The sequence below is a fragment of the Dyadobacter arcticus genome, assembly GCF_011762185.1.
Lineage (GTDB): Bacteria > Bacteroidota > Bacteroidia > Cytophagales > Spirosomataceae > Dyadobacter > Dyadobacter arcticus.
The window spans coordinates 988,457-1,011,421 of record NZ_JAASQJ010000001.1 but is presented as its reverse complement, the minus strand read 5'-3'; the positions used below and the strand labels follow the sequence as shown (position 1 = coordinate 1,011,421).

The window sequence follows — 22,965 nt, the reverse complement described above, 5'->3', positions numbered from 1 at the left end:
GAGCGGAGTCGAAGGGGCGCGGCCGACAAGCAGTAACGCCTTCGACCGACCGGCGGCCCGGTCCGCTCAGGGTGACAATGGAATATCAGAAATAACGAAAAGTAACATTGGAAAACATAACATTAGACCGCTGCTGCATCCACACCATTACCACCAAACCTTGGGAGCTTTCCGAGGCGGTGGAAAATTATGCGGCGGCTGGTGTAAAAGGAATAAGTGTCTGGCAGAACGCAATTGAGCGGATCGGTCCTCACCATGCCGGAGAGCTGATCCGATCTGCCGGGCTTGAAATTGTCTCTTATGTACGTGGCGGCTTTTTTCCGCATATAAGCAGTGCAGGCCGAGCACAAGCGATTGATCATAATAAGAAGTTGCTCGAAGAAGCCGCAGCTTTGGCGGCTCCAATGATCGTCCTGGTTTGCGGGGCTTCGCCTGACCTGTCCTTGGGAAAGTCAAGGGAGCAGATCAAAGAAGGTATTACTGCAATCCTTCCTTTGGCAGAAAAACTGAATGTGAAACTGGCGATTGAGCCGTTGCACCCGATGTACGCTGCTGATCGATCGGCTATTAACACATTAGCGCAAGCAAATGATATGGCTGAATATTTCAAATCTGCATTTGTGGGCGTGGCGGTGGACGTGTATCACTTGTGGTGGGATGCTGATCTGGAAAAAGAGATCGCAAGATGTGGCGCAAACGGAAATCTGCTGGCTTACCACGTTTGTGATTGGAAAGTAAACACCATTGATCTCCTGAATGATCGTGGTTTAATGGGCGAAGGTTGTATTAACCTCAAAAAGATCAGAAGTTGGGTCGAGGCGACTGGGTTTGACGGCTTTTGTGAAGTTGAGATTTTTTCAAATATCCATTGGGCCAAGGATCAGCATCTATTTTTGGGAGAGATTACGGAAGCATTTATAAAAACAGTTTACTAAAAAAATCGCTAACCGCTAAAAGCTACTAGCTAAATTAACAATGACTACACATAACATTGGCATTATCATGAACGGCGTGACCGGCCGTATGGGCACAAACCAGCATTTGTTAAGGTCCATTAAAGCAATCATCGAACAAGGCGGGGTGAAAATTTCTGCTGACGAAGTGATCATGCCCGATCCGATTCTTGTTGGTCGCAATGAAAGTAAGCTTCAACAGCTTTGTAAACAGTCTGATGTTCAGAAATACACAACGGATTTGGATTCGGTAATGGCGGATCCAAACTATCAGATTTACTTCGACGCACAGGTTACCGGTCGCCGCGCAGCTGCTGTCAAAAAAGCAATTCTTGCCGGAAAACACATTTATTGTGAAAAACCAACGGGCACTACGACTGAGGAGGCATTGGAACTATACGATTTGGCAACCGCCGCCGGACTAAAAAATGGTGTAGTGCAAGACAAACTTTGGCTTCCCGGAATGCTGAAATTGAAGCGATTGATGGAAAGTGGTTTCTTTGGAAAGATCCTTTCTGTTCGTGGAGAATTCGGTTATTGGGTTTTTGAAGGGCATAGCATTCCTGCCCAACGTCCTTCCTGGAACTATCGGAAAGAAGACGACGGCGGTATCATCGTAGATATGCTTTGTCATTGGAGATATGTGCTGGATAACCTTTTTGGACAAGTCAAAGCAGTATCTTGCCTCGGCGCAACGCACATTCCAGAGCGTATTGATGAAAACGGAAAAGCCTACAAGGCCACTGCTGATGATGCCTGTTATGCAACATTTGAATTGGAAGGCGACGTTATCGCGCAATTCAATTCTTCATGGACCGTACGCGTCCGCCGTGACGATTTGCTGACATTGCAGGTGGATGGAACCCACGGTTCTGCGGTTGCCGGGCTTCGCGATTGCTATACTCAACATTACGGAAATACGCCAAAGCCAGTCTGGAATCCTGATATAGCGCAACCGATTCCGTTTTTCGAAGGCTGGGCAAAAGTACCTGAGCAAGAAATTTTTGACAATGCATTCAAAGCGCAATGGGAGCTGTTTTTAAAACATATTGTCAAAGACACGCCATTCCCTTGGGACCTTAAAGCCGGTGCGCGCGGTGTTCAATTGGCGGAAAAGGGGATTGAAAGTTGGGAGAAACGTCAGTGGGTTAACATTGAGGCGTTATGAAAAAAGCTGCTTTAATAACTGGTGGAAGCCGCGGAATCGGTTTTGGTATTGCCAAAGCATTGGCTGGCGAGGGATTCAATCTTGCAATTAACGGTGTGAGGGATGAAGAAGGCGCTTCTGCCGCATTAGATGAATTGCGTGAAATGGGCGCTGAGGTGGTTTATTGTCAGGGAAATATTTCAGTTGCATCAGAACGTGAAGCGGTTATAGAAAAAGCATATTCCGTTTTTGGTCAGATAAATGGTTTGATCAACAATGCTGGAATTGCTCCAAGAGTGAGGCTCGATATTCTTGAAACTACCCTGGAAAATTACCAGGAAGTTATGACCACCAACCTAGAGGGCCCTTTTTTCTTGACACAGTCTATCTCCAAAAGAATGGCGCATACCAAGCAAAATAACCATGCTTTTGAGGCGACAATTATTTTTGTAACATCCATATCGGCCACTGTTGCATCCATCAACCGGGGCGAATATTGCATCTCAAAGGCAGGCCTGGCGATGACCAATTTGCTTTTCGCCGTAAGAATGGCTGAATACAACATTCCTGTTTTCGAAATCCGTCCGGGTATTGTTTCCACCGATATGACTTCTAAGGTGCAGGAGAAATACGATAATTTGTTTCAAAGCGGCATTGCGTTACAACCGCGCTGGGGCACGCCTGAAGACGTTGGAAAAGCAGTTGCATCCCTCACAAGAGGCGATTTCCCCTACTCCACCGGCCAGGTCATTGGCGTGGACGGAGGAATGTTGATTGATAGATTGTGAATGGCTTTTAGCGATTAGCTGTTGGCTATTAGCTTTTTCTGAAAATAAATATATTGTCAAACAAGCTAACGGCTAAGAGCTAATAGCTAAAAGCTTTCAACAATGTCCCCAATTCCTGAATCCCGTCCTCCCCTTCTTCCCCAACTTCTCCAAGTGCCTGTTATCGTGGCTGCTTTGGGATATCTGGTCGATATGTACGACCTGTTTTTGTTCAGCGTCGTGCGGGTCCCGAGTTTGAAAGCGCTCAATGTTCCTACCGATCAATTACTGACCGAAGGTATCCGGTTACTGAACTATCAAATGGCCGGAATGTTGATTGGTGGTGTTTTGTGGGGTGTTATTGGGGATAAAAAAGGCAGGCTTTCCGTGCTTTTCGGTTCTATTATTATGTATTCCATTGCCAACATAGGAAACGGATTTGTGCAATCGCTGGATCAATATGCATTGCTTCGCTTTGTAGCGGGTGTCGGGCTTGCTGGTGAATTAGGTGCGGGAATTACACTTGTAACGGAAGTTCTCCCAAAGGAAATCCGTGGTTATGGCACCACATTGGTTGCTACTTTGGGGGTTATGGGAGCTATCCTGGCTTATTTCGTTGCGGATCTGTTTGCCTGGCGGATCTCTTATTTTGTTGGCGGAGGAATGGGCTTGCTGCTTCTTGTACTTCGTTTCAATGTTTTTGAATCAGGAATGTTCAAGCAAGTTAAGGAAAACACCGTCGACCGGGGTAACATTATGATGATCCTCACCAATGGGAAACGCCTTGGTAAGTATCTGATGGCGATACTTGTGGGGCTGCCGATCTGGTTTGTTGTAGGTATCCTAATAACTTTTTCACCCGAGTTTGGAGCTGCTAAGGGCATTGAAGGTATTAATGCTGGAAAAGCAGTTATGATTGCCTTTTCCGGTCAGGTTGGCGGAGATATTGTGAGTGGTTTATTGAGTCAATATTTAAAAAGTCGCAAGAAGGTCATTCGATTGTTCATCATTTTGTCTTTGGCAATGGTGATCGGCTATCTGATGATCCCAATGCAGGATCTATTCTCCTTCTACTTGTTATGTGCGTTGCTGGGATTCTGCAATGGTTACTGGACACTGTTTATCACAATTGCGGCAGAATTATTTGGAACTAACTTGAGAGCTACCGTCGCTACCACTGTACCAAACTTTGTAAGAGGCGCTACCATTCCGCTGGCTGCATTGTTTGTAAGCTTCAAACCAGGTCTGGGCGTTATTCAAAGTGCGCTCGTAATTGGGGTAGCTACTTCAGTGATCGCACTATTTGCCTTATATTTTCTGGAAGAAACTTTCACCAAGGATATGAATTTTGTCGAAGAAGAATAGTTTCATTTTTTCATAAATCAATTACAAAATGGCTCCTGTGAAACAGTGAGCCATTTTTTTAACACTTCTTAACATTTGACTGAGCAACATTCTCTTCGCGGAACCCATCATTGAGTCAAAATTTAATAACCGCTTAATTGCTCATGAAAGATATAAACCATTCATTCACTTAAAGTTTCCACTCCTGTACTTTGCAATACATAGTACCGGCATTTGCCCCACATTTGTCATGTTCATTTAAGGATAACAATTTTAACAACAGCCATAAAATAAAATAAGCCATGAAAACTTCAATTAAAACTTTCGCATTCGCCTTAGCATTTATTGCTTCCACTTTCGCTGCCAACGCAGAAGACAAAGAAACCAAAGCTTCCAAATTCGGAACTGGTATCTATCCAACCAAAAACGGAAAAATCAATGTCCTGGTCAATAAAGCAGACGCTGCAAGCAGCACCATTCTTTTATTGAGAAATGAAAACGGAGATGTTGTATATCGTGAGACGGTCAGCAAAGACAACCAAAAATTCGGTCGATCTTTGAACATGGATCAAATGGAGGCCGGTCAATATAAATTGGATGTGATCAGCGGAAGCGAAATTCAATCCAAATCTTTCCAGGTTTCGGAGCAAAAAACGGAGAGAGTATTGACTGTTAAATAGTCACTTTTTAAGGTTCGCAAAAGCTCCCGGGGTTCGCCTCGGGGGCTTTTTTGCTTTTGTTGGTTTAATATCCGTTACCAAATGCAGGAGTCTACGTCTGAGGGTTGAGGTGAAAATCTTAAAGTTCTATTTTAAGTGGAACTTTTTAACTAAATTCGATCGGGCGATGCGGCTAGAAGGAAAGGAAATTCTATTCAGACTACTGAATAAAAATCGTGGCAATGCTAAATTATCAAAAGCTATTCATCAGTTAATTCAAGATCTCGAAAACGCAGAAATCAGCTCGATGAATGAGATTAGCCTGATTCGAAGAGATGCAGAAAAAGTGCATAGCTCAGGTTATTATTTCGTAAATATCCATATACACAGGACTCTGATACTGGTAACAATTGAAGATCAAGAGGCGACAATCGCTTGGGTGGGGAACCATCAAGATTACGAACGAATATTTAAAAACAATAAAAAAAGCATTGAGAAATGGCTAAAAAACAACGATCTGCTGTGATGTCAGCGTTTGACGTTAGGGAGATAATCAAAAAAGGCGAATTAACGTCAGAACTGGAAATGGAAAGAGCTGTATGGGCGCAAAGATCCCTAAGGCTGCTTGGAAAGGATCAACCGGGTCTAGAACCGCTAAGAAAACAGATTAGAGATCTTATTATCAGATACGAATCACTTCATTGGTCTGATTTTGACTCAATCCCTAAAAAGCAGTTCACAGAGAGCGATAGGGCGGAAAAGCAGGCCAAAAAAGAGTTTAAGTTTTTTAAGAAAAGAAAGGAATTAATTCTCAAAAAATTAAGGCAAAACGGGTTGAATCAAAATAATCTGGCTGCTATACTAGCTCACAGCAAATCTTACACATCTGAGCTATTGAGCGGAACTCGTTCCTTTTCAATGAATGACTTGGTTATCATTCACAAATTATTCGAGATAACATTGGAAAATTTAATTTACGCAGAGATTCCAGCAGAAGTTGAGAAGAAATTTAGTGATGCGGTCGAAAAGGCTGTCACAAAAAAAATGAAGGATTTTCCGGCCGCAATCCCCTTATCTGGTGTCGTAAAAGTGAGCAAATCGTACTAGGATTGTCGCGAGCATAGAAGGCACCTGGCAGCAAAGTATTCATAGTGCAGTGTTTGATTGCAATAAGGAGATAACCCCTTCAATTCCCTTTTTCAGTTGCTTCCAACACTTTTAACAACTGACTATGAATTCGCGTCGCGACTTTCTCCAAAAGTTTTCACTAGGAATCGGCGCAGCCACATTGGTTGCAACTGCCGAACCTGTTTCCGCTGCAAAAACGTTGATCCCAGACGCTCCCAAAGCCGATAAGCAACTCCGCGTAGCATTGATGGGCCTCGGAGGTTACGCGAACATAGTAGCGCGGGGAATGAAAGAATGCAAAACCGCGAAACTCGTCGGCATTGTAACTGGAACACCTTCCAAAATCCCTGAGTGGAAGCAGAAGTACGGCATCGAGGATAAAAATATTTACAACTACGAAAATCTGAACGAAATCAAGAACAACCCGGACATTGATCTGGTATATGTGATTACTCCTAACTCCCTACATCACAAGCATGTATTGCAAGTTGCAGCCGCTGGAAAACATGTGATTTCTGAAAAACCTGTGGCTGATAATGCTAAGCAAGCCCAAGAAATGATCGCAGCCTGTGAAAAGGCCGGCGTGAAATTTTACATTGGTTACCGATTGCATTTTGAGCCACATACCCGTGAAGTCGTGCGAATGCGGGAAGCAGGGGAATTTGGCAAGATCATGCATGTCAATAATTATATGGGTTTCAAATCCGGCGATCCCAATCAATGGAGGCTTAAAAAAGCATTAGCTGGCGGCGGCGCGATGATGGATGTGGGTGTCTATGCCTTGAATGGCGCGCGTTACTGCACCGGCGAAGAACCGATTTGGGTGACGGCGCAGGAATCCAAAACCGATCCTGTCAAATTCAAAGATGTGGACGAAACGATTACATTTCAATTGGGCTTTCCGAGCGGTATCATTGCTAATTGCGGCTGTACCTATAATTTCAACCATTCCGAAAGGCTGCACGTAATGGGTGACAAAGGCTGGGCGGAACTGAATCCTGCATTTGGCTACGGACCAATCCGGGGTATTACGCACAAAGGTCCTATCGAACAGCCGGATGTAAATCACCAGGCCTATCAAATGGATGGAATTGCCGATGCGATTTTAAATGGAAAACCTGATCCAAATGTGACAGGCGCAGAAGGATTGAAAGATATGGTCGTGGTCGATGCTGTTTATGAATCGATTAAGAAAAATGGAGCAAAGATATTTATCAACAAATAATCACTCATTACTATGGATTCTCGTCGTGATTTTCTTCAAAAACTAACCCTGGGAATTGGTGCTACGGCACTTTCCGATTTGCCTGCAACTGCCCGGGAGTTGTATTCCGGCCCGAAAGCGGATAAGCAATTACATGTCGCAATTATGGGACTCGGCAGTTACGGCACCCGCGTGGCAGAGGCAATGAAAGATTGTAAAATGGCTACGCTCGTCGGAGCAGTTTCAGGTACGCCTGCCAAGCTGGAAGATTGGAAAAAGAAATACAACATTCCGGAGAAGAACACTTACAACTACGACACTGTCAGCGATATTAAGGACAATCCGGATATTGACATTGTGTACATTACCACACCTAATTCGCTGCATCACAAGCATGTATTGCAAATCGCGGCGGCCGGAAAACATGTACTTTGCGAAAAACCGGTTGCCGATAATGCCAAGCAAACCCGTGAAATGATCGCGGCTTGTGAAAAGGCCGGTGTCAAATTTTACATTGGTTACCGTATGCATTTTGAGCCGCATACCCGTGAGCTGATCCGTATGCGAGAGGCTGGCGAGCTGGGTAAGATCATGCACGTGAACAATTATATGGGTTTCAAATCGGGCGATCCCAATCAATGGAGACTAAAAAAAGCATTGGCCGGCGGCGGCGCGATGATGGACGTGGGCATTTATGCCTTGAATGGCGCACGGTATTGTACTGGCGAAGAGCCGATCTGGGTGACAGCCCAGGAAACCAAAACCGATCCGGTGAAATTCAAGGAAGTAGACGAAACGATTATGTTCCAGCTTGGTTTCCCAAGCGGCGTGGTGGCTAGCTGCGGCACTACTTACAATTTCAACAACTACGAAAGACTCTATGTAATCGGCGAAAAAGGTTTTGTCGAACTCAGTCCCGCATTCAGCTATGGCCCGATCAAAGGCCGGACGCACAATGGCCCGATGAACCAACCCGTCATCACGCACCAAACCCTGCAAATGGATGGAATCGCCGACATTATCCTCAACAACAAGCCCGACCCGAATGTAAGCGGAGCCGAAGGATTGAAGGATATGATCGTCGTCGACGCCGTTTACGAATCCATCCGCAAAGGCGGCGCGAAGATTATGTTGGCAGGCAAATAGCATTTCACACCGCAAAAAATCACCATGAAATTCCCGAAGTTGTTCAAGCAATGCATCTCCGTTTTCATGGTGATTCTTGCATTCAATACCAGTTGCAGCAAGAAAAGCGTAACAGTTTTTAAAAATGGCGATACCGATAATCGGTTCAAAGTGATCGGCTATTTGCCAAACCGGACGGATTTACTGGTTTCCGCAAAACAGATTGATTTTGCCAAGATCACACATTTATATATTGCTTTTATAAATCCAGATTCATTGGGTAACCTCACAAGAACCGCAGGTCTGAAAGAAGTCGCAGCGCTGGCATATTCCAAAAATGTGAAGATCATGGCTTCCATTGGCGGTGGCGGCGCTCCTAAATATTATCCTTCTTTTTTGATTGGGGAAAAGAAAACTAAACTGATCAATGACCTTGTAAATCTGGCAGTTGACAATAACCTCGACGGCATTGACGTAGACCTGGAAGGCGAATTGATCGATGCTAATTATGAAAGATTTGTGATCGATTTTGCGGCTGCCTTGAAGCAGAAAAATAAGCTGATCACAGCCGCCATCGCCACGGTTTACAAAAGCCAGTTTACCGACAAAGCATTGGCGCAGTTCGCTTTCGTCAACATCATGTCTTACGACCGCACCGGCCCATGGCGTCCAGACCGTCCCGGCCCGCACGCCCCCTACTCCATGGCCGAAGAAGACCTCCAATACTGGCTCGAAACCCGTAAAATCCCCAAAGAAAAACTAACCCTCGGCGTCCCATTCTACGGCTACGGCTTCGGCGGCACCGCTCCTGAGAGTATCTCTTACAAAAACATTCTTCGGCAATTTCCTGATTCTGTTTATCAGGACCAGATGCATTTGAATAGTGGGATGGTTCATTACAATGGGTTACCGACGATTCGGAAGAAGACTGAGCTGGCGAAGCGGAAGGTTAGCGGGGTTATGATTTGGCAGTTGTTGCAGGATAGTACGGGGGTGAAGTCGTTGTTGGGGGAGATTGATGGGGTGGTGAAGGGCAGGTGAATCTCATCTTTAAATCTTGGTAAATGGATCTAGTAAACGAATTTTTCGCGGAACGAGCGCAGTTATATGATGTAATTGTAGAATTTGATAAGAAACATAAACAGAGCTTAATTAAAAAGCTTACGTCCGAAAAGAAAAAAGGCGATTTTTTGTCACTAATTACTGAAATAAATTTTGGACTCTTCTTTGATCAATTCTGTACAAAGATCGAATATGACAAGAAAATTGGAGGACAAACTCCGGATTGGACTTTGGACGTTAATGGACAAACTGTACTTGCAGAAGTCATGAGATTAAATGCGTCTCAGTCAGATCAAATCCGAATAGAAAAAATGGATGAGCAAATTGATCAGGGCAATCTTCATTCGTCAATTAATCCAATAAATTATAATTACCTGAGATTAAGTGGTGAGAACAGCGCTTTTCTCAAAAAGGCCAAAAAGTATGAGACTCTCATCAGGCGAAATAAGTTACCATACATTATTTGTACTTACATGCACCACGAATCTTGGTTTAAAAAGTCTGATATGACAGACTTTCTGGCCAACTTCCATGTTCTTGAAAGCTCGATGGAGCATCCAGAACCAGTCTATCTTTCGAAAGATACTGTACCTAAAAGGCTGGACTGCGTGTCAGGAGTTTTACTTCGAATAAATGACATGCATACCTATTATCACAACTTTTCCGAAAACAATCTATTGAGTGAGGAAAATCAACACGTTTTGACAAATCAAGCGATGTATTAGGTTGATAGACTCAACAAATCTTTTAGAGAAATTTCAAGAGCTAAGGAAATCTCATACAACGAATAAAGCGAAGGAGAAACCTTTCCATTTTCTATCCTTTCAATAGACTGCCTGTCTTTCTCGCAGGCTCGGGCAAGATCTGACTGACTCCAACCCTTTTCAGTTCGAAGGTGAACAATTCTTTTTCCTACAAGCTTCTGAAGTTCTATTTTATTCACGGCACAAACTGCCGTATTGCCGTGAAATATTTGTCATCATATATGTTGACAAACCATTTAATGCGTTACCTTTACTGTAAATATTAGTGATGACACACAAGCAATATGGCAACACGCAAATTCAAATCACGCCAACTAAAAATCTATCCAAAGTATCAAAGAACTTCCCAATGGAGAACCAAGTTCGTCCCAGAAATCAAGCTCTGCGGCGAGTGGCTGAAAGATTTGGGATTCGATCATGGGGAGCACATTACGGTTCGGTTTGAGGATGACAGGTTGATTATTGAACCTGTGGGAGAATTGAGGAAAAGCCCGCAATTGGAGATTTGGGAAGATTGATGAACCGATGAAACTCATGACTAAAAAGAAAACTAGAAATTTGAACAGGTCTTTAGCGTCAACCGAAGCCAAGCCCACAGTGGTTGAATTTCTGGATATGACAGATTCTGAGATTCGCGAACTTCTTAAAAATGTCCCGAAAACATTCCGAGAGTTTTCAAGTCTCGACGAACATATGAATGCTCGATACGGGCAGCCCGGCTCAGAAATAAGAAAAAGGTTTCTAGGTAAGGCTCAGGTCTTTCTTGCGAACGGAATATTCGAAAGCAGCGCAATTACGGTTGATCCTGAGATTTTAGGAGGTACTCCAGTGTTTTCCGGAACGAGAGTGACTATTCAAAACCTGATCGACCATTTGAAAACGGAGGAACTTGTTGAATCCTTTTTGGAAGATTTTGACGGGGTTACCAAGTTGCAGGTTATGAGAGTAGTAAGAAGGATTATTCTCTTTCCTGATTGAGACATAAACATTATATTTGGGCATGAAAGCAAAAACACACATTCCATTTCAAGAACTGGTGACGATTGTAAAACAACTCTCACCCACCCAGAAGGCGCGGCTTCAAAAAGAGCTTGCCCCAGAAAATACACCGGAACCAAAACGGTCTAGGCTGACACAATTATTGCTGAAGGGCCCTGTGTTTTCTGACGAGCAGATTAAAACCATTGAAGAAACCCGCAAATCGATCAATCAATGGCGGAGAAAATCCTGATGCTCGATACGAGCGTTTTGATTGATTATTTCCGAAAGACAGACAAATCCAAATCCAGGTTCGTTCAGCTATCCAAAGAATTCGATCAAATAGCCATTTCCAGTGTTACCGAATTTGAAATTTATACTGGAGCGACAGCTGCCCAAAGAAGTTTCTGGAATAGTTTGCTCTTTGAAGTAATTGTCATTCCTTTTGACAGCATTGCCGCTCACTGCGCTGCGGAAATTCAACACGGTCTGAGAAAAAATCGCTGTTCAATTGCCCAAGCAGATTTGTTTATTGCAGCCACTGCGATAGCCAACGAAATGTCGTTCGACACATTGAATAAGAAGCATTTTGAAAGGATTGGTCAGCTGGATTTGTTGAAATGATTTTAATATAACAGCCTAACCCAATGCGGCTCATTACCTGGAACTGCAACATGGCTTTTCGAAGGAAAGCCGATCTGATCCTCTCCTACCAGCCGGATATCCTGGTTGTCCCCGAATGTGAATGTCCCGATAAGCTTCTGTTTCCAGCCAATACGCCCAAGCCAACAGATGTTCTATGGTTTGGAAAAAACAACAATAAAGGACTTGCAATCTTTTCGTATAGCGACTACCGCTTCCGGGTTCTGGAAAATCACAATGCAGATTTGCGGATGATTATTCCTATTCATGTCACTAATGGACAGTCTGATTTCAACCTATTTGCGATTTGGGCCAACAATCCGGACGATAAAGACGGGCAATATGTCGAGCAGGTTTGGAAAGCGGTTTTGCATTATGACAGCCTGATTTCCAATACAAAAACAATTCTGATTGGAGATTTCAATAGCAATACGATCTGGGATCGTAAGTCTCGGATCAGCAACCATTCGGATGTAGTTAGGTTATTGGAAAGTAAAGGTGTACACAGCACCTATCATTTACACCACAAGCAAACCCAGGGCGGTGAAGAGCATCCGACATTGTATTTGTACCGGCATCGGAACCGGCCTTATCACCTGGATTATTGCTTTGTTTCCGCAGATATGGCCGAAAAACTGGAATCTGTCGAAGTGGGAGACTTTGATTTCTGGACCAAATATAGCGACCATGTTCCAGTGATTGTGACTTTCCGGGATTGAGATAAGGCTGTAAGCGCTATTAGCATTGTCCTTTTGACCACTCGGTAATTTTCACCAACCGCCAGATAAATCCATTACAATAACTTCACTTCACATATATACATTTTGCCATTTCGAATCAACCCCTCCTAAATGGCGAGTTCATCCAACACCTATGAAGTAAGAGAAGAGCGTTCTTCGGCACAACTTGAGTATGTATTCATAAGTGTTGGTAGACAAATTGTTCCAAAGATTATTCAATATACCCTAACGCATCAATTCGAAGACAGAGACGTCTACAATCTTGGTTTCGGAGATTATAATGACAAGAGTGATCAAATTGAAGATCATATAAAAAGCGGCAATGGAGATGCCTACAAAGTGTTTAATACGGTTCTGTCAACTATCCCGCTATTTTTTGAAAGGTTTGCTGATGCAATTTTGATAGTCCAGGGTAGTGACGGCGGACCAGACTTTATAGAAAAGTGCCAAAGGACATGTATTAGGAAATGCCATCTTTCTTGTCGAAAATTCAATCAGAGAGTGGCCATTTACCGAAATTTCGTAGAGAAGCATTTTTCTGCGCTAAGTTATCATTATTGGTTTTTAGGTGGTTACACCAACGATAGAATGAGCTTGACAACCGAAAAGTACATTCTGGGAAGAGCATATAACGCAATTTTAATGTTCAAAAAATAATTGTAAATTAGAGTATGGAAGATAGAAAAATAAAATTCGACGGACTGCCTGAAATGACAGAGTCGGAACTTTGCAAATACGTCTTTGAGAAGACGAGAGGAAGAGACCTTTTCCCAGAAAAAACTGCCCGCGCCCGACAATTTCTGGAAGGGCTGGAAAAAAGCCAACAAAAATTAATTCCATAAGAATCTAAGGTGTCCTTTCCGACACCTGTTTTTATGAGCTTTTCAACAAACTAACTTTGAGCTTTTCAGCAAAGTTGACCTCTACAATTCCGCCGACCTTTGTTATCGTTAATTCAAAATAAAAACACGATGACAAAGGTTTGGTTTATTACAGGCAGCTCCCGCGGATTGGGAAGAAGCCTGACAGAAGCAGTGCTCAAAAATGGTGATAAAGTCGCTGCAACAGCACGCAATACGCAACAATTAGACGAACTTCTTCAGCAATTTCCGGATCAGATATTACCTATCGAGCTGGATGTGACCAACAAGGAGCAAATTTATGCTGCCGTCGCTCACGCAATTCAGCATTTTGGAAAAATTGATGTTCTAGTGAATAATGCTGGATTTGGAATTACCGGCGCAGCCGAAGCATTTACCGACGAACAGGTTCAAAGTCAATTGAATACAAATTTATATGCGCCGATTGAAATCACCCGTGCGGTGTTGCCGCACATGCGCAAGCAACGCTCCGGTCGCATTCTACAAATCAGCTCCATTGGGGGTAGAGTTGGCAGTGCTGGTTTGACCATGTATCAGGCTGCGAAATTTGGCCTGGGAGGTTTTACTGAGGCACTTTCCAAAGAAATTACGCCGCTAGGGATAAAGGTAACTTCGGTTGAACCGGGTGGATTTCGTACTGATTGGGCTGGTTCTTCCATGAGCTTCGCGCCTGAGGTTGAAGGCTACGAATCTACCGTCGGCGGAATTAAACAATTTTTTTCGGGCGGCACTTTCACGCCCGTGGGCGACCCGGATAAAGCTGCGAATGCAATGATAGAGCTTGTTAACCATCCCGAGCCGCCTTTGCATCTGGTACTCGGTAGTGAGGCGATCGGTATTTTACAGCGGGCAGATGCAAACCGGCAGGCTGAAATGGAAAAATGGATGGACGTAAGCCTGTCAACCGATCATGATGAAGCCGAAAACTTCTTCGACTCGGAGGCGGGGAAATCCTACATGCAGATCAAGGGAATTTGAGATTTTTTAAAAGCAGTCAATCAAAACAGCATTGCAGAACAAAATGGTCTTGCAATGCTGTTACAATCATATAATTTGAAAACCAATGAGCCAGGTTGAAGGTCACAAATTGTCACAAATTGTGTATTCCTGCTACTTTGCCAGAAGCCGGGAAGGAGAACAATTTGCCCCGGACCATGTGTTTAGTTACCAGGTTGCAGGCACACTCACGGTCAATGATGCTGCTCACAATTACGCTTTTCAGGAAGGTGATTTCAGATTTACCAAAAGAAATAGTTTGGTCAAATTCAACAAGCAGCCGCCAGAAAATGGGGAATTTAAAGCGATTTCCATTTATCTGGATCAGCAAACGCTTCGAAAATTCGCCCTGGAATTTGGCTATGAAGCTTCGCCTCATCGGAATGGTAAAGCTGTGATTGAACTAAAATCTGACCCGCTGCTAAAAAGTTATGTCGACTCTCTGATGCCTTACCAGGAATTTCAGCCGCCGGCCAATCAGCATTTAATGTCCTTGAAATTAAAGGAAGCGATTCTTATTTTACTTCAAACTAATCCAGAATTAAAAGACATTTTATTCGATTTCAGCGAACCTGGTAAAATCGACCTTGAAGGATTTATGCAGCAAAACTTCCATTTCAATGTGCAGTTGAAAAGATACGCTTATCTGACCGGCAGAAGTATGGCAACATTTAAACGCGATTTTGAAAAAATATTCCACATTTCGCCAAGCCGCTGGCTCGTGCAAAAAAGATTGGAAACTGCGCATTATCTGATTAAAGAAAAGGGAAAAGCGCCTTCGGACGTGTATCTGGAGACTGGTTTTGAGGATCTATCCCATTTTTCTTTTGCCTTCAAAAAAGCCTACGGCGTGGCCCCGTCCAGAATTCGATAAGTAAGGAAACAACGCTGGCCGACTTTTTGAGATAATGCTGGAACAACTTATCTCGCATTGTTTTGATATATGAAAAGATCCGCAGGTTTTTATTCATTTTTAATGGGACTAATGGCACTCGTCTTCCCGGCTTTACTTTCAGCACAGATCATGGATTCCAAATCAATAGTAGCGCCCGGGGCGCTAGTTGAAAAACTGGGCGATGGTTACAAATTCACAGAAGGACCTGTCGCGGACAAAGACGGAAATGTTTTTTTTACAGACCAACCCAACAACAAAATCATTCGCTGGGACGCAGAAACGGGTAAATTCAGTGTCTTCTCCGACAGTTCTGGTCGCGCCAATGGAATGTATTTCGATAAAAAAGGGAATCTTGTTGCCTGCTCTGATGAAGACAATCAGGTTTGGTCATTTGATAAAAATGGTAAACCCACGGTTTTGGTTAAAGATTTTGAAGGCAAGTTACTTAACGGCCCAAATGATCTTTGGATTGATCCCAAAGGCGGTATATACCTGACCGATCCGCTATACAAACGCGACTACTGGAAGCGTGACCCGAAAATGCAGCAGGACGGAGAATATGTCTATTACCTTGATCCCAAAGGCAAAACCCTGATAAGAGTTGATGCCAATATCAAGAAACCCAATGGCATTATTGGCACCAAAGATGGCAAGACTTTGTATGTGGCTGACATTGGTGACAGCAAAACGTATAAGTATGATATCCAAAAGGATGGAACATTAACCAATCGCACACTTTTTGTTTCCAAAGGTTCTGATGGAATGATCCTGGACGCGGAAGGAAATCTTTATACAACCGGAAAAGGTGTAACTGTTTTCGACAAAACAGGTGAGCAAATCGCCCAATTCCCTATTCACAGCGGCTGGACTGCTAACATTTGTTTTGGAGGAAAAGATAACGATATGCTTTTTATTACGGCGGAGACTGCGGTTTATGGGTTGAAGATGAAGGTAAAGGGCGTGAATTAGCGCTACCTGTTTTGATCCAAGTTGCCGTAATTTAAGTATATATAGGTTAGCCGATTGTTCAGATGCTTGACCCTATGCAATGATCCATACTTTAAATTTGACCAGGTCGTTACAGAAGCGAATCAGCTTCCCCATCATGCGATTAATCTTTACTGCTACATTCCTCTTTATATCAATCATAAGTTTTGCTCAGGAGCGTATAACCATTAGCGGTTTTGTTAAGGAAGAGGGAAGTCAGGAGCAACTACCGGGCGTCAATGTATATCTCGCCGGAACACCGTTTGGCGCTGTTACGAATACTTATGGATTTTATTCCCTTACTGTCCCAGCCTCAGATTCAGCCATTCTGTCTTTTTCGTTTGTAGGTTATGAGAAAACGGATCAGCTCGTCAACATTTCTAAAAATCTCACCGTCAATATTTTTCTGAAAACAGTTAACCAATTGGAAGAAGTGCTTGTTTCAGCGAAGCGGCAGGAAGATTACGTGAGCCGCAATGTACAAATGAGCCAGATTGAAATTCCGATTGCTCAGCTGAAAAAGGTACCCGCATTCTTCGGGGAAAAGGATGTATTACGGATTCTGCAATTAATGCCAGGCGTACAAAAAGGTACTGAGGGACAAACTGGTCTATATGTTCGCGGCGGCGGACCGGATCAAAACCTGATTATTCTTGATGATGCAGTTGTTTACAATGCAAATCACTTATTTGGCTTCTTTTCCATTTTTAACAGCGATGCATTGAAAAGCGTCGAATTGACAAAAGGTGGTTTTCCGGCGCGATATGGCGGAAGGCTTTCGTCTGTTCTGGAAATGAATATGAAGGAAGGCAGCAAAGATAAATTGCATGGAGAAGGCGGGATTGGATTAATATCTTCCAGATTGACATTGGAAGGGCCTATTTCAAAAGGCAAATCTTCTTTTTTAATCTCCGGACGAAGAACTTACATTGATGTACTAGCCTCCCCATTCATAGCTCAATCTCAAAAAGGAGATGACAGCCAGGTTAAGCCAGGCTATTACTTTTATGATTTGAATGCTAAAATGAATTACGATCTCGGTCCGAAAGACAAGCTTTATGTGAGCGGATATTTTGGACGGGATAAATTTCACGCAAGCGAAAAAAGCTCTGATTCAGAAACAAGGGCGGGATTGGACTGGGGCAATGCGACGGCAACCATGCGCTGGAACCATGTTGTAAACCAAAAACTCTTCGTCAACACTTCGTTCATCTTCAGCAATTTCAACTTCGGGGTTTCAAGTTATTCCAAAGACATTAACGGCGACGGCACCACTGAGGATGAATTCAGCCTGGATTACAATTCTAAGATCCGTGACTTTGGAATAAAAACAGATTTTGATTTTTATCCCTCACCTAAACATGCCATAAAATTCGGTGCGCAGGCTACTTTTCACAAATTTGTTCCGTCTGCCCTCGCAATAGAAGGTTCTTTTATAGATAACCCAATTGAACGTTCGGTTAAGCCAGTGAATACGCTTGAAGCCGGGCTCTACATTGAAGATACCTGGCAGGCGCTGGATGCATTGAAAATCAATGGAGGATTAAGGTTCAGTTCTTTTCAGACTGAGACAAAAACGTACATTCGCCCCGAGCCAAGGTTATCGGCTGCCTTAAGATTGGCGCAGGATTTCTCTTTCAAAGCTTCGTATGCAAAAATGAACCAATATGTTCATTTGCTTTCCAACACTGGTCTTGGCCTGCCTACCGACCTCTGGGTTCCTACAACCGACCGCGTTGCTCCGCAGGAATCGCAGCAAATAGCAGCAGGTTTTGCAAAAGATCTGGAACGCCCGGCACTTACGTTGACCCTGGAAGGATATTACAAAAAGATGGACCATATTCTGAATTACAAGGAAGGTTCTTCATTTTTGAGCATTAATGGCGAAAATGCTAATGAACTGAGCTGGGAGGACAATGTTACTGCTGGTAAAGGCTGGTCTTACGGAGCGGAGTTTTTGATACAGAAAAAGACTGGCAGACTTTCCGGCTGGATTGGATACACTTTATCCTGGACCCGCTGGAAATTTCCCGAACTGAACTTTGGTGAAACATTTTATCCGCGATACGACCGCCGTCACGATTTATCCATTGTCGGAATCTATGAAATCAATAAACGCATTACACTTTCATCCACCTGGGTTTATGGGACTGGAAATGCGTTAACGTTGCCCGTATCAACATATCAGGGTGTAAGCGACAATTTGATGACCCGACTTAATCCAAATGGTAAGCCGATCATTGGCTGGAACGGCCCGACGGTGAGTGAATATGGTCAGAAAAACAGTTTCAGCGCGGAACCGTTTCACCGCATGGACATTTCTGTTCAATTTCGTAAAAACAAAAAAAGGCACGAGCGCATCTGGGAATTTGGTATCTATAATGTATACAACCGCCGAAATCCTTTCTTCTACGACCTATCCGATGGAGAAACAGAGAATGGAACAACTGGCAAGAGAACATTGAAAAGGTATTCCCTCTTTCCAATCCTCCCCTATTTCAGTTACAACTTCAAGTTCTAGACCTGGCTGATGATGAGATTTGCTTATATAATTGTAATGGTTTTCACATTAACGCTTTTCGCCTGTGAGTCGCTGATCACGGACATTCCGGCGTCGCGGCTACCACAGGTGGATTCGAAACTGGTTGTGCAGTCATTTATTTCTCCACAGGCGACCCGCATTAATGTGGTTGTGACAGAATCGGTGCCGGTTTTTGGTGAAACAACCGGGAAAGGGGGTGTCGTCAGAAATGCGATTGTGAAAATTTCTGATGGTATGAATGAGGCAATTGTTCCCTGGGATACAGCAAGCCGATTATATAGCCTTGATCAAACTGGTTTTCCGATAGCAGCTTCAAAGACATACTATCTGAACGTCACAGATGGAAGACGCACTGTAACGGCCAGCTGTATGGTACCAGGAAAATTGGTTATTGCCAAAACCTTTGTGATTGACACCTCTTTTTCAAATAATTCATTTAGAAACGATACCGCTATCACGGTGAAAATGACTTGGGATGACATTGCGGTGGACACCAATTTTTATCGTGTAAGAGCTTCCATGGATCTTGAATATAGCATTCCCGAAGGCAGTAGCGTCCAGAATTTCAAGGAGCGAAGGATACGAGAACGCTTTAATTTTAATTGGGATGAAACAATTGGAAGAAATGATTTTCAGAGTGACGGAAACCTGGATGGAGCGTTGTTTACATCACCTATTGGCCGGTCGAACCTGCCCCAAGCCGTGACATACGATTATGGAAGCGGAAATAAATTTACTGTTTTTCCAAAAAGCAAGATCGTGTCAATTACGATGGAAGTTTACAATACGGATGAAAATTACTTCCGGTATCATCGATCCCTTGAAACGCGGGGTAATTCCGATAATCCGTTCATCGAACCGTCCCTTATTTTCACGAATATTAAGAACGGACTTGGCTGCTTTGCGGCATATAACTCGGGACAACTCATTTATCAAGCCAGATAGTCAAAACTGCATTCTACATTTCTAAGACAAACTGAGGTCAAAGCACCTCAAAATGTACGCGCCAATTTTGCTACTTTATCAGGAAATCCCATCATTAATTTAAGAATACCGCATTTGATTTTAGGATTATGACGCCAAAATCACCTCATCAACAGCGTGTCAGGTGGATTATTCAAAGCATTTATCTCATGATAAGTCGCAAATGTCTATATGCATACTAACTAAATGGATGAGACTTAGGAGGCGGCCATTCAAGGCACAATTTTTTCCTGTTGATGAATAATCATTGCTGTCATTCCCGACTGCTTATAATAGAATTATCAGTCACCTTAATGCTGGTGATTTCAAAATATAACAACCCATATACTGGGATGTAGCTATTTATAACTTTTAAACAATTCGTTATGGACTTGCAAGGCACAGATCACGATAAAAATAAAAAACCCAATCCAAGTAACAAAAACATGAGTGAACCGGATACACTGGTTGAAACGCTTGAAAATTTACAGGAACAGGGATATACCTATGATTTCAATTTAACGGCGCATTCACTGGAATTGCACAAAGATGATGGGATTTGTCTGACGCTTTCACCAGAGGATTTCGATATCGTTCAAGTATATCGGTTTGAGGGTATGACGGATCCTTCGGATGCTTCGATTCTCTATGCCATTGAATCTAAAGATGGACTAAAGGGCACATTAGTGAGTAGTTATGGCGTGTATGCAGACGCTATGTCGAGCGAAATGATCACGAAACTGGACACCAGGAGTTCGCTGATCGTTCACCATCGGGAGGACGACGACATGGCGCACTGATTAGTTAAAGAACAGCATTAATAACAGAAGATGTTACGCTGCCATGATGATGGTTTTGTAACATCTTTTTATTTACCTCACCATCACAATCATTTGATTATCAAATAGAAAATGGACAAAATCTTGGAATGGGAACGGGTACTGTTCAATGAGCTTCCCCCAATCTTTCTGATCGAGGTAATATTGCGGTCCATCGTAATGTTTACCTTCCTGCTTATGGCCTTGCGGATCACAGGAAAAAGGGGCGTCAGGCAGTTATCCATATTTGAGATTGTGATCATCATCGCGCTCGGTTCAGCTGCTGGTGATCCAATGTTTTATGAAGATGTGGGAATAGTGCCCGCATTGGTTGTTTTCGGGACAATCATCTTCATGTACAGGTTTGTAACCTGGTTAACGGGTAAATTTGAGTGGTTTGAGACATTGGTGGAAGGGAAAGCGGTTTGTTTGATTCATGAGGGGAAATTTTCCGTTACAGAATTTAAGAAAGAATCACTGGCACAGGATGAGTTTTTTTCCGAATTGCGGGTGAAAAGTATAGAACATCTTGGACAAGTCCGAGGTGCCTATCTTGAATCCTCCGGAGAAGTAAGTCTTTTCTTTTATAAAGATGCCGATGTGAAATATGGGTTGCCTATCTTGCCGGAACTCTATCAAAAAAAAAACAAGACGATTTTTAAGGATGGGTATCATTCCTGCTCATTCTGTGGACATACAGAGCATCAGGAAGCAGGAACTGCATTTTGCAATATCTGCAAACACAATGAATGGGTCGCATCGATGAACACGGAACGTATTGCATAATCAATTGCGGAAAATGCTTGGCATGGCATTTTAACCGAAAAATTTAAAAATATAGCTATGGAACTGATCGAATTAACTGATGAATTGATCAAGTCTGCCGAACAGCGTTCAGCAGGACAGTCGTATCCGCATTTTGTTAAAAACCTGAAAGCGATCGGCGTTGATAACTACGAGATTAAAGTTTATAACCACAAACGTACTTATACCTCCGTTATAGGAGATAAACTTGTAATTCCCGGTGATCTTCCCGAATTCGAATGCGCGGAGACTTTTGAACTGGATTCGGTGAAAGCGGCAATAAAGCGTAATCAGGAAGGATTAACTGATTATCCGACTTTTTTGAGGGAAATTGGGGAAGCCGGAATTCACACTTATGTAGCTGATCTGGCCGGAATGATGGTTATTTACCAAGGTCCTAATTCAGAGTATGAGTACGAGGAAAAAATTCCGGAAGTGTAGAGGCTGGTTGCTATATTAATTGTTTTAAAAGCCTTTGCATCTCTTCCAAATGCGCATCCGTAATGTCAAGATGGGTCACGAAACGGACGAGGCCCTTCCCAAATGTTACACCAAGAATCCCCAGTTCAGTGCATTTGCTGATATAATCTGATTCCGATAGTCCTGCTGCAAGCCGAACGATAACAATGTTGGTATCAACTGGAAATATTTCTTCTATTTCGGGCCTGTTTGCAAACATTTCGCCAATTGCTCTGGCTCTTTGATGATCTTCTCTCAGCCTTTCAACATGATTATCCAATGCATAAATACCAGCGGCCGCAAGATATCCGGCTTGACGCCAGCCCCCTCCCATCGCTTTTCGAAACCGTCTGGCCTTGGTAATGGTCGCCTTGGTTCCAAGTAATAATGAACCAACCGGACAGCCCAATCCCTTTGATAGGCAAATACTAATGCTGTCAAAAACTTCACCGAACTGTTGTGGTGTTTCACCTGTCTCAACCAATGCATTGAAAAGTCTTGCACCATCGAGATGGAGAGGAATATTCTTTTGTTCGCAAACAGCTCTAATTGCCTTTATTTCTTCAAAATCATAATAACACCCGCCACCCTTGTTCATTGTATTTTCAAGCGAAACCAGCCTGGTTACCGTAGAATGAATGTCGTTTTCCGGGCTGATCGCTTCTGACACCTGATTAGCAGATATCCTGCCTCGGTCACCTTCCAAAAGTTTCACCGACGAAAACGAATTGAGCATGATTCCTCCGCCTTCATATAGATAAATGTGTGAATACTTATCGCAAATCACATCACTTCCCGGTTGCGTGTGAACACGTATCGCAAGTTGGTTTGTCATTGTTCCGGACGGGCAGAATAACGCATCCTCCATTCCGAAAAGCCGGGCAGCTTTTTCCTGAAGTACATTTACGGTCGGATCATCACCCAATACATCATCTCCAACTTTTGCGGCCCACATTGCCTCCTGCATTTCCCGGGTCGGGCGGGTCACCGTATCGCTGCGTAAGTCAATCTTCATCCCGGAATGCAAAATTATTTTCCGCTAATAACGGAACAACAAACTATAAGTACCAAATACTTTTTAACTGATATATTGCAACCAAAATCGCT

The 22,965-nt window shown here is 43.3% G+C and carries 28 protein-coding genes; 26 read left to right on the top strand and 2 right to left on the bottom strand.

Annotated features, from left to right (window positions below; all coding sequences use genetic code 11):
- The first annotated feature begins 107 nt into the window (after positions 1 to 107).
- From FHS68_RS04345 to FHS68_RS04295, 11 genes are all read left to right on the top strand, one after another.
- On the top strand, positions 108 to 935 hold the full coding sequence (locus FHS68_RS04345; RefSeq protein WP_167267552.1) for a sugar phosphate isomerase/epimerase family protein: 828 nt from the start codon (positions 108 to 110) through the stop codon (positions 933 to 935).
- Between the two features lie 40 nt (positions 936 to 975).
- Positions 976 to 2,121, top strand: a complete 1,146-nt coding sequence (locus tag FHS68_RS04340) for a Gfo/Idh/MocA family protein (RefSeq protein ID WP_167267551.1) — start codon at positions 976 to 978, stop codon at positions 2,119 to 2,121.
- The gene (locus FHS68_RS04335; protein WP_167267549.1) at positions 2,118 to 2,888 is read left to right on the top strand and encodes a 3-ketoacyl-ACP reductase; all 771 of its coding nucleotides are present in this window, start codon (positions 2,118 to 2,120) and stop codon (positions 2,886 to 2,888) included. Before FHS68_RS04340 ends, FHS68_RS04335 begins: the two co-directional genes overlap by 4 nt.
- Before the next feature lie 102 nt (positions 2,889 to 2,990).
- Complete coding sequence (locus FHS68_RS04330; RefSeq protein ID WP_167267547.1) at positions 2,991 to 4,232, top strand: MFS transporter; 1,242 nt, start codon at positions 2,991 to 2,993, stop codon at positions 4,230 to 4,232.
- 281 nt (positions 4,233 to 4,513) lie between these two features.
- A complete protein-coding gene (locus tag FHS68_RS04325) occupies positions 4,514 to 4,891 on the top strand; it encodes a hypothetical protein (RefSeq protein ID WP_167267545.1) in 378 nt (125 codons plus the stop codon).
- A 166-nt stretch (positions 4,892 to 5,057) separates the two neighbouring features.
- Complete coding sequence (locus tag FHS68_RS04320) at positions 5,058 to 5,396, top strand: type II toxin-antitoxin system HigB family toxin (RefSeq protein WP_167267544.1); 339 nt, start codon at positions 5,058 to 5,060, stop codon at positions 5,394 to 5,396.
- Positions 5,369 to 5,977: a helix-turn-helix transcriptional regulator gene (locus FHS68_RS04315; protein WP_167267542.1), complete on the top strand. Its 609-nt coding sequence runs from the start codon at positions 5,369 to 5,371 to the stop codon at positions 5,975 to 5,977. Before FHS68_RS04320 ends, FHS68_RS04315 begins: the two co-directional genes overlap by 28 nt.
- Positions 5,978 to 6,101: 124 nt before the next feature.
- Positions 6,102 to 7,223, top strand: coding sequence for a Gfo/Idh/MocA family protein (locus FHS68_RS04310; RefSeq protein ID WP_167267540.1), 1,122 nt, complete (start codon positions 6,102 to 6,104; stop codon positions 7,221 to 7,223).
- Between the two features lie 12 nt (positions 7,224 to 7,235).
- Positions 7,236 to 8,348, top strand: coding sequence for a Gfo/Idh/MocA family protein (locus FHS68_RS04305; protein ID WP_167267538.1), 1,113 nt, complete (start codon positions 7,236 to 7,238; stop codon positions 8,346 to 8,348).
- Between the two features lie 24 nt (positions 8,349 to 8,372).
- Positions 8,373 to 9,368, top strand: coding sequence for a glycosyl hydrolase family 18 protein (locus FHS68_RS04300; RefSeq protein WP_167267536.1), 996 nt, complete (start codon positions 8,373 to 8,375; stop codon positions 9,366 to 9,368).
- 23 nt (positions 9,369 to 9,391) lie between these two features.
- On the top strand, positions 9,392 to 10,114 hold the full coding sequence (locus FHS68_RS04295) for a hypothetical protein (protein ID WP_167267534.1): 723 nt from the start codon (positions 9,392 to 9,394) through the stop codon (positions 10,112 to 10,114).
- Here FHS68_RS04295 and FHS68_RS26325 read toward each other — a convergent pair.
- Positions 10,111 to 10,332 carry a helix-turn-helix domain-containing protein gene (locus FHS68_RS26325; protein WP_167267532.1) on the bottom strand — a complete coding sequence of 74 codons (222 nt, stop codon included), beginning with the start codon at positions 10,330 to 10,332 and terminating at the stop codon, positions 10,111 to 10,113. The two genes, FHS68_RS04295 and FHS68_RS26325, sit on opposite strands and share 4 nt — an antisense overlap.
- 105 nt (positions 10,333 to 10,437) lie before the next feature.
- Here FHS68_RS26325 and FHS68_RS04285 point away from each other — a divergent pair, with 105 nt between their 5' ends.
- From FHS68_RS04285 to FHS68_RS04215, 15 genes are all read left to right on the top strand, one after another.
- Positions 10,438 to 10,671, top strand: coding sequence for a SymE family type I addiction module toxin (locus FHS68_RS04285; RefSeq protein ID WP_167267531.1), 234 nt, complete (start codon positions 10,438 to 10,440; stop codon positions 10,669 to 10,671).
- 40 nt (positions 10,672 to 10,711) lie between these two features.
- A complete protein-coding gene (locus tag FHS68_RS04280) occupies positions 10,712 to 11,131 on the top strand; it encodes a DUF433 domain-containing protein (RefSeq protein ID WP_229211762.1) in 420 nt (139 codons plus the stop codon).
- Between the two features lie 22 nt (positions 11,132 to 11,153).
- The gene (locus FHS68_RS04275; protein ID WP_167267529.1) at positions 11,154 to 11,384 is read left to right on the top strand and encodes a hypothetical protein; all 231 of its coding nucleotides are present in this window, start codon (positions 11,154 to 11,156) and stop codon (positions 11,382 to 11,384) included.
- A complete protein-coding gene (locus tag FHS68_RS04270; protein ID WP_167267527.1) occupies positions 11,366 to 11,755 on the top strand; it encodes a type II toxin-antitoxin system VapC family toxin in 390 nt (129 codons plus the stop codon). Before FHS68_RS04275 ends, FHS68_RS04270 begins: the two co-directional genes overlap by 19 nt.
- Positions 11,756 to 11,778: 23 nt before the next feature.
- The gene (locus tag FHS68_RS04265; RefSeq protein WP_167267525.1) at positions 11,779 to 12,492 is read left to right on the top strand and encodes an endonuclease/exonuclease/phosphatase family protein; all 714 of its coding nucleotides are present in this window, start codon (positions 11,779 to 11,781) and stop codon (positions 12,490 to 12,492) included.
- A gap of 132 nt (positions 12,493 to 12,624) precedes the next feature.
- Complete coding sequence (locus FHS68_RS04260; RefSeq protein ID WP_167267523.1) at positions 12,625 to 13,170, top strand: DUF6934 family protein; 546 nt, start codon at positions 12,625 to 12,627, stop codon at positions 13,168 to 13,170.
- 14 nt (positions 13,171 to 13,184) lie between these two features.
- Positions 13,185 to 13,355 carry a hypothetical protein gene (locus tag FHS68_RS04255; RefSeq protein WP_167267521.1) on the top strand — a complete coding sequence of 57 codons (171 nt, stop codon included), beginning with the start codon at positions 13,185 to 13,187 and terminating at the stop codon, positions 13,353 to 13,355.
- 129 nt (positions 13,356 to 13,484) lie between these two features.
- On the top strand, positions 13,485 to 14,372 hold the full coding sequence (locus FHS68_RS04250) for an oxidoreductase (RefSeq protein WP_167267512.1): 888 nt from the start codon (positions 13,485 to 13,487) through the stop codon (positions 14,370 to 14,372).
- An 85-nt stretch (positions 14,373 to 14,457) separates the two neighbouring features.
- Positions 14,458 to 15,264, top strand: coding sequence for a helix-turn-helix domain-containing protein (locus FHS68_RS04245; protein WP_167267511.1), 807 nt, complete (start codon positions 14,458 to 14,460; stop codon positions 15,262 to 15,264).
- Between the two features lie 69 nt (positions 15,265 to 15,333).
- Positions 15,334 to 16,254 carry an SMP-30/gluconolactonase/LRE family protein gene (locus tag FHS68_RS04240; protein ID WP_310588499.1) on the top strand — a complete coding sequence of 307 codons (921 nt, stop codon included), beginning with the start codon at positions 15,334 to 15,336 and terminating at the stop codon, positions 16,252 to 16,254.
- 136 nt (positions 16,255 to 16,390) lie between these two features.
- Positions 16,391 to 18,793 carry a TonB-dependent receptor gene (locus tag FHS68_RS04235; protein ID WP_167267509.1) on the top strand — a complete coding sequence of 801 codons (2,403 nt, stop codon included), beginning with the start codon at positions 16,391 to 16,393 and terminating at the stop codon, positions 18,791 to 18,793.
- Positions 18,794 to 18,802: 9 nt separating this feature from the next.
- On the top strand, positions 18,803 to 19,759 hold the full coding sequence (locus tag FHS68_RS04230) for a DUF4249 domain-containing protein (RefSeq protein WP_229211761.1): 957 nt from the start codon (positions 18,803 to 18,805) through the stop codon (positions 19,757 to 19,759).
- 404 nt (positions 19,760 to 20,163) lie between these two features.
- On the top strand, positions 20,164 to 20,577 hold the full coding sequence (locus FHS68_RS04225) for a hypothetical protein (protein ID WP_167267507.1): 414 nt from the start codon (positions 20,164 to 20,166) through the stop codon (positions 20,575 to 20,577).
- A 111-nt stretch (positions 20,578 to 20,688) separates the two neighbouring features.
- Positions 20,689 to 21,381, top strand: coding sequence for a DUF421 domain-containing protein (locus tag FHS68_RS04220; protein ID WP_167267506.1), 693 nt, complete (start codon positions 20,689 to 20,691; stop codon positions 21,379 to 21,381).
- 57 nt (positions 21,382 to 21,438) lie between these two features.
- Positions 21,439 to 21,840 carry a DUF1398 domain-containing protein gene (locus FHS68_RS04215; protein WP_167267504.1) on the top strand — a complete coding sequence of 134 codons (402 nt, stop codon included), beginning with the start codon at positions 21,439 to 21,441 and terminating at the stop codon, positions 21,838 to 21,840.
- Between the two features lie 10 nt (positions 21,841 to 21,850).
- Here the strand turns inward: FHS68_RS04215 and FHS68_RS04210 are convergent, their stop codons facing one another.
- On the bottom strand, positions 21,851 to 22,873 hold the full coding sequence (locus tag FHS68_RS04210; RefSeq protein ID WP_167267502.1) for a threonine aldolase family protein: 1,023 nt from the start codon (positions 22,871 to 22,873) through the stop codon (positions 21,851 to 21,853).
- Positions 22,874 to 22,965: the final 92 nt, after the last annotated feature.